Raw genomic sequence first — 6,099 nt, forward strand, 5'->3', positions numbered from 1 at the left:
CGGGGCCTCTCGGTCGTCGTCGATCGGGGTCGGGTGGGCGGAGCGGTCGGGTGGGCGGGGCGGTCGGGTGGGCGGAGCGGTCGGAGGTGCGGGCAGGGCGTCGGGCCGTGGTCCGGCGGGGGTCAGGAGGTGCGGGGCCAGGAGGTCGAGGGGTCCGGGATCAGGGGGTCAGGAGGTCAGGGGGTCAGGGGGACCTCGGTGAGGTCGAGCTCGGTGACCTCGACGAGGTCCGGGTGCACCTGCCCGGGCCCGGGCAGGGCGGAGCCGGGCAGGGCGGCGGCCGCGGAGCCGTGGGCGACGGCCCAGCGCAGGCGCTCGTCGGGCGCCAGCCCCGCGAGGTCGGCGAGGACGTAGCCGGCGAGCGCCGAGTCCCCGGCGCCGACGGTGCTGCGCGGCACGACGGGAGGTGGCAGCGCGCTCCACGCCCCCTGCGCCGTCACGAGCACGGCGCCGCGGGCCCCGAGCGTCACGAGGACCGCGCCGACGCCGCGGTCGACGAGCGCCCGGGCGGCGCGGGCCGCGGCGCGGGGGTCGGCCTCGAGGGCCTCGCCGTCCTCGCCCGTGAGCTCGCCGAGCTCCTCGCCGTTCGGCTTGACGACGTCGGGCGCCTGCTCCGGGCCGGCGCCGGGCCCGAGCAGCGCGGCGAGGGCCGGGCCCGAGGTGTCGACGGCCACCGAGCAGCCGGCCTCGCGCAGGGGGGCGACGAGGTCGGCGTACAACGCGGCGGGGGCGCCGGGGGGGAGCGACCCCGACAGCACGGCCCAGCGGGCGCCCGCGGCGGCGGCGAGCACGGCGCCGCGCAGGACGGCGGCGCCCCGTGTGGTGAGCACCGGGCCGGCCTCGTTGACCTTCGTGGTGGTCCCGTCGGGCTCGGTGACCGCCGTGTTGGTCCGCACGGGGCCGCCGGCGGGCACGGGTCGGGCGGGCAGCCCGACCTCCGCGAGCGCGGCGAGCATCGGGTCCCCCGCGTCCGCGGGGAGCACCGCGAGCACGGGTCGACCAGCGGCGGCGGCGACCCGCGCGACGTTGACGCCCTTGCCGCCGGGCTCGACCGAGGAGGCGGTCGCCCGCTGGACGGCGCCGCGCCGCAGCGGGGCACCGAGGTCGACCGTCCGGTCGAGGCTGGGGTTGGCGGTGAGGGTGACGACGTCGACCACGTCGACGGTGGCGGGGCCGACCGCCTCGGGGCTCACGCCACCACCACGTCGACGCCGGCCGCCGCGAGGGCCGCGCGGTCCTCCCGGCGGGCGGGGGCGTCCAGGGCGCTGTCCGTGACGAGCACGTCGACCTCCTCGAGCCGGGCGAAACGGTGCAGGTCCTGGCGGCCCGCCTTGCCGGCGTCGGCCAGCACGACGACGCGGCGGGCGCACCGCACGAGCGCGCGCTTGACCGCGGCCTCCTCCGCGTCGGGCGTCGTCAGGCCCCCGTCGGCCGAGAAGCCGTTGGTGCCGACGACGGCGACGTCGACGCGCAGGTCCTCGACGGCCCGGACGGCCTCGGCGCCGACGGCCGCCTGCGTCGCCGGCCGCACGCGCCCGCCGACCAGCCGGAGCTCGACGCCCGGGACGCCGACGAGGCGGGCGGCGAGGTGCACGGCGTGGGTGACGACGACGAGCGAGCTGCCCTCCACCAGGGCGCCGGGCGAGCTCGCGAGCAGCGCGGCCAGGCGGCCCGTCGTCGTGCCGGCGTCGAGGGCGACGCTCGTCGTGCCCGGTGGCAGCTGCGCGAGCGCGACGGCGGCGATGCGGTCCTTGGCCTCGGCGGCGACGCGGTCACGCTCCTCCACCCGCGTCTCCGGCAGCGCGAGCGCCGCGGCGGACAGCGCGCCGCCGTGGACCCGGCGCAGGACGCCGGCGCGCTCGAGCACGGCGAGGTCGCGGCGGACGGTCTCGGTGGTGACGGCGTGCTCGGCGGCCAGGTCGCTGACGGCGACCCGGGACTCCCGGCCGACGCGGGCGGCGATGGCCGCCTGGCGCTCGGGTGCGTACACGGCTCACTCCCTCGTGAGTCGGACCTCGCTGGTCCCGCGGTGGACGCCCGGGAGGCCGGGTGCGTCCTCGGGCGGCTCCTGCGCCGCCCGCCGCGGCGGGTCCGTGGTGCTGGTGGTCCTGACGGCGCTCGTGGTGCTGATGGCGCTCGTGGTGCTGATGAGCTGCGTGCTGGCGGGTCGACATGTTGGTTCATGTGGCCCTGATGTTGCGTTGGTTGGTTCTACGCCCGGTTGCCTTGACATGTCAAGGGCGACTTCGTAGCGTCCTGCCACCGCACCGCACGGGGCCCGGCACCACGAGCAGGCCCCCGGCGGTCGCGGCACCTCCAGCGGCGCGGGTGCCGACCCGCTCCGTCGACGACGACGGGAGCCCCACGCGATGACCTCGACCGACGCCCACGGCCCACGGACCCCGGCCGCCACCGCGCCGGCGCCGGACGCCACGACGGGCACCCCCGAGCCGGGGACCGCCGCCGAGGGCGTCCTGCGTGGCACGCCCGTCGTGCCCGGCGTCGCGGTAGGACCCGTCGTGCGGCCGGCGCCCCGGCCGGCGCTGCCGCAGGTCCCCGCCGACGGGGGCGCCGGCGTCGTGCCGGAGGACGAGCGCGACGCCGAGCTGGAGCGCGCCCGCGCGGCGGCCGAGGCGCTCGCGCAGCGGCTGTCGGCGCGGGCGGGGACCGCCGAGGGCGACGCGGCGGCGGTGCTGCGGGCGACGGCGCAGCTCGCCGCGGACCGTGGGCTGCTCGGCGAGGTCCGGAAGCGGACCCGCACCGGCGCCACGGCGGACGTCGCCGTCACGGGCGCCGCCGAGAAGTTCGCCCAGATGTTCGCGGCCATGGGCGGCCTCATGGCCGACCGCGTCACCGACCTGCACGACGTGCGCGACCGCGTCGTCGCCGCGCTCACCGGGCAGGCCGAGCCGGGCGTGCCCGTCCCCGAGGCGGCGAGCGTGCTCGTCGCCGAGGACCTCGCCCCCGCCGACACCGCGGACCTCGACCCGGCACGCGTCGTCGCGCTCGTCACGCGCGGCGGCGGCCCGACGAGCCACACCGCGATCATCGCCCGTCAGCTCGGCATCCCCTGCGTCGTCGCGACCGCCGGCGCCGAGGAGCTCCGCGTCGGCGAGGTCGTCCTCGTGGACGGGACGACGGGCGCCGTCGAGCGCGACCCCGACGCGGCGGCGGCGCGCTCCCGGGTCGCGGCCGACCGAGCCGCCCGCGAGGCCGCCGCCGGCTGGAGGGGCCCGGGCCGCCTGGCCGACGGCACGGCCGTCGCCGTCCTCGCCAACGTCGCCGACGGGGCCGCGGCGCGGGTCGCCGCCGAGGGGCCGGCCGAGGGCGTCGGCCTGTTCCGCACCGAGCTCTGCTTCCTCGGCACGGCCGTCGAGCCCGACGTCGAGGCGCAGGCCGCCGTCTACGCCGAGGTGCTGCGGCCCTTCGCCGAGCGCGCCCGCGCCGCGGGTGGAGCCGGCGATCCCACGCCGGCCGGCGGAGCCGGCGACCGGTCCGACGTCAAGGTCGTCCTGCGCACGCTGGACGCCGGCTCGGACAAGCCCATCGCCTACGCGACGCCGGAGCACGAGGAGAACCCCGCGCTCGGCGTCCGCGGGCTGCGCGTCGTCCGGCGTGACGCCGGCCTGCTGGACCGCCAGCTCGACGCCGTCGCGCTGGCGGCGGGGCGCACGGGCCTGCGCCCGTGGGTGATGGCGCCGATGGTGGCCACCGAGGCCGAGGGCCGGGAGTTCGCCGCCGCCGTGCGGGCCCGCGGCCTCGTCCCCGGCGTCATGGTCGAGGTGCCGTCGGTGGCGCTGCTCGCCGCGCGGCTGCTGCAGCACGTCGACTTCCTGTCCATCGGCACGAACGACCTCACGCAGTACACGATGGCCGCCGACCGGCTGTCGTCCGACCTCGCCGACCTCAACGACCCCTGGCAGCCGGCGGTGCTCGCGCTCGTCGCGATGACGGCGGTCGCGGGGCAGCGGGCCGGCAAGCCCGTCGGCGTGTGCGGGGAGGCCGCGGCGGACCCGCTGCTCGCGTGCGTGCTGGTCGGCCTCGGCGTGACGTCGCTGTCGGCGGCCGCCGCCGCCGTCCCGGCCGTCGGCGCCCGGCTGGCGACGGTGACGCTCGAGCAGTGCCGCGCCGCCGCCGCGGCGGCGATGGCCGCCGAGGACCCCGCGGCCGGGAGGGCTGCCGCCCTCGCCGCGCTCTCCTGACGACCCGGGGCACCGCCGTCAGCGGCGGGCGAGCCCCACGACGACCGCCCGGTGGTCGGTGCCCCCGACGCGGACGACGTCGGCGGTCAGCGGCTCCCAGGCGCGGGCGTCGACGAGCACGTGGTCGATGGGAGCGGCGAGCAGCGGCGGCAGGGACGCCGGCCACGTGCCGAGGCCGCCGGCCCCGGCGGCCTCGGCGGCGTCCACGCACGGGCCGGCGTCCAACCCGTCGCGCAGCGGGGCGTGGTCGAGGGTCGCGTTGAGGTCACCCGCGACGACCGCCCCCGGCACCGCGCAGGCGCGGACCGCCGTCCGTCCCTGCGCGGCCCACTCCCGCATCGGGAAGCGGCCGGGGATCGGCGGCGGCGGGTGCGCCGCGACGACGAGCGGCGCGGCGTCCGTGCGCGCCGCGACGGCGGACAGCTCCAGGGCCGGCGCCCCGACGCGCTCGAGCGCGCCCAGCCGGTCGGCCACGAGCAGGCTCGTCGCGGCGATCGGCCGCTCGTCGACGGCCTCGGTGAGGGCGCTCCACCGCTGCCCGGTGCGGGCGTCCACGGCGGCGGCCATCGCCGCGGCCACCGTCGCGGGTGTCTCGGGCAGCGCGACGACGTCGGCGCCGACGGCCTCGACGAGGTCGGCGAGCTGCTCGGGCGAGACGCCGTCGACCTCGGTGTTGAGCGCCACGACGACGAGGTCGGCCTCCGGGCCGGGCGCGCGGCCGTCGACCCCGCGCAGGACGAGGACGCCGACGTGCACGACCGCGCAGGCCGCCAGCAGCGCCGCCAGCCCGCCGGCGACGCGGCCACCGCGCCGGCGCCGGGCGACGAGCCCGAGGACGACGGCGGCCACGGCCAGCGCCAGGGCCCCGGGCCCCCGCAGGGCCACCGCGTGGGCCACGCCCGCCGTCGTCGACAGCCCGACGAGGGCGGGCGCCGTCGTCACGACCGCGACGAGGCCCAGGCCTGCCGCGACGACGGCGAGCAGCGTCCTCACGGCGGCCACCCTGGCACGCGGCCCTCGTCCCACCGGGGCGGTCGCGAGCACGGCCACCGATGAGGGGCGCCCTGCCACGCGGTCTCCCCTCCAGCACCCCGCGACCGCGTCCACCGGCGTCGCGGCGGGGGGAGCCGAAGGAGGAAGCGTGAGCACCCAGATCTTCGTCAACCTGCCCGTCACCGACCTCGACCGGTCGGTCGCCTTCTACGAGGCGGTCGGCTTCTCCGTGGTCGAGGCGATGCGCGACGACGCCGCCGTCGGGATGCGCGTCGACGACGGCGTCCACGTGATGCTGCTCACGACGCCGTTCTACGAGCGCTTCACGACCCGCCGGGTCGCGGACGCGCACGCGACGAGCCAGGTGATCGTCGCCATCTCCGCGGGCAGCGCCGAGGACGTCGACGCGCTCGCCGACCGGGCCGTGGCGGCCGGCGCCGAGCCCGCCGACTACGGCATGGAGGTGCCCGGCATGCACGGCCGCGCCTTCGCCGACCCCGACGGGCACCAGTGGGAGGTCCTGCACACCGACCCGGGCTTCTTCGGCTGACGCCTCTGCGCCCCTACCGCCCGGCACCCGGCGCCGCTACCGTCCGCGCCGTGGGGGACGCGACGACGACCACGACGTCCGCCGAGGACGCCGGGGCCGGCGCGCGCCGGAGCCCCTCCCGCCCGAGCGGGCACGCGGGCCCCGACCGGCTCGAGGAGCACCGGCGGGAGCTGACGGGCTACTGCTACCGCCTCCTCGGGTCGGCCGCGGACGCCGAGGACGCCGTGCAGCTGACGATGCTCCGGGCGTGGAAGGGGCTCGCGCGCTTCGACGGGCGCTCCTCCCTGCGCACGTGGCTGTACCGCATCGCCACGAACGTCTGCTTCGACGAGCTGGCGGGGGGGGGGGGGAGGG

6 protein-coding genes are annotated in these 6,099 nt (G+C 79.3%); 3 read left to right on the forward strand and 3 right to left on the reverse strand.

From position 1 onward, the window contains the following. Positions 1 to 176: 176 nt before the first annotated feature. Both WDZ17_RS09590 and WDZ17_RS09595 read right to left on the reverse strand, forming a co-directional pair. A complete protein-coding gene (locus tag WDZ17_RS09590) occupies positions 177 to 1,193 on the reverse strand; it encodes a 1-phosphofructokinase family hexose kinase (RefSeq protein ID WP_339574926.1) in 1,017 nt (338 codons plus the stop codon). Then, complete coding sequence (locus WDZ17_RS09595; protein ID WP_339574927.1) at positions 1,190 to 1,990, reverse strand: DeoR/GlpR family DNA-binding transcription regulator; 801 nt, start codon at positions 1,988 to 1,990, stop codon at positions 1,190 to 1,192. Before WDZ17_RS09595 ends, WDZ17_RS09590 begins: the two co-directional genes overlap by 4 nt. A gap of 379 nt (positions 1,991 to 2,369) precedes the next feature. Between WDZ17_RS09595 and WDZ17_RS09600 the strand changes: the two genes are divergently transcribed. Then, positions 2,370 to 4,202, forward strand: a complete 1,833-nt coding sequence (locus tag WDZ17_RS09600; RefSeq protein ID WP_339574928.1) for a putative PEP-binding protein — start codon at positions 2,370 to 2,372, stop codon at positions 4,200 to 4,202. Positions 4,203 to 4,220: 18 nt separating this feature from the next. On the opposite strand, the gene WDZ17_RS09605 is transcribed toward WDZ17_RS09600, so the two are convergent. Further along, positions 4,221 to 5,195 (reverse strand): endonuclease/exonuclease/phosphatase family protein, encoded by a 975-nt coding sequence (locus tag WDZ17_RS09605; RefSeq protein WP_339574929.1) that lies wholly within the window; start codon positions 5,193 to 5,195, stop codon positions 4,221 to 4,223. 148 nt (positions 5,196 to 5,343) lie between these two features. Here WDZ17_RS09605 and WDZ17_RS09610 point away from each other — a divergent pair, with 148 nt between their 5' ends. Continuing rightward, positions 5,344 to 5,745: a VOC family protein gene (locus WDZ17_RS09610; RefSeq protein WP_339574930.1), complete on the forward strand. Its 402-nt coding sequence runs from the start codon at positions 5,344 to 5,346 to the stop codon at positions 5,743 to 5,745. A 50-nt stretch (positions 5,746 to 5,795) separates the two neighbouring features. Beyond that, the coding region (locus WDZ17_RS09615; protein ID WP_339574931.1) for a sigma-70 family RNA polymerase sigma factor at positions 5,796 to 6,099 on the forward strand (304 nt) is incomplete at its 3' end.

It is taken from the genome of Pseudokineococcus basanitobsidens (assembly GCF_037482545.1).
Taxonomy (GTDB): Bacteria; Actinomycetota; Actinomycetes; order Actinomycetales; family Quadrisphaeraceae; genus Pseudokineococcus; species Pseudokineococcus basanitobsidens.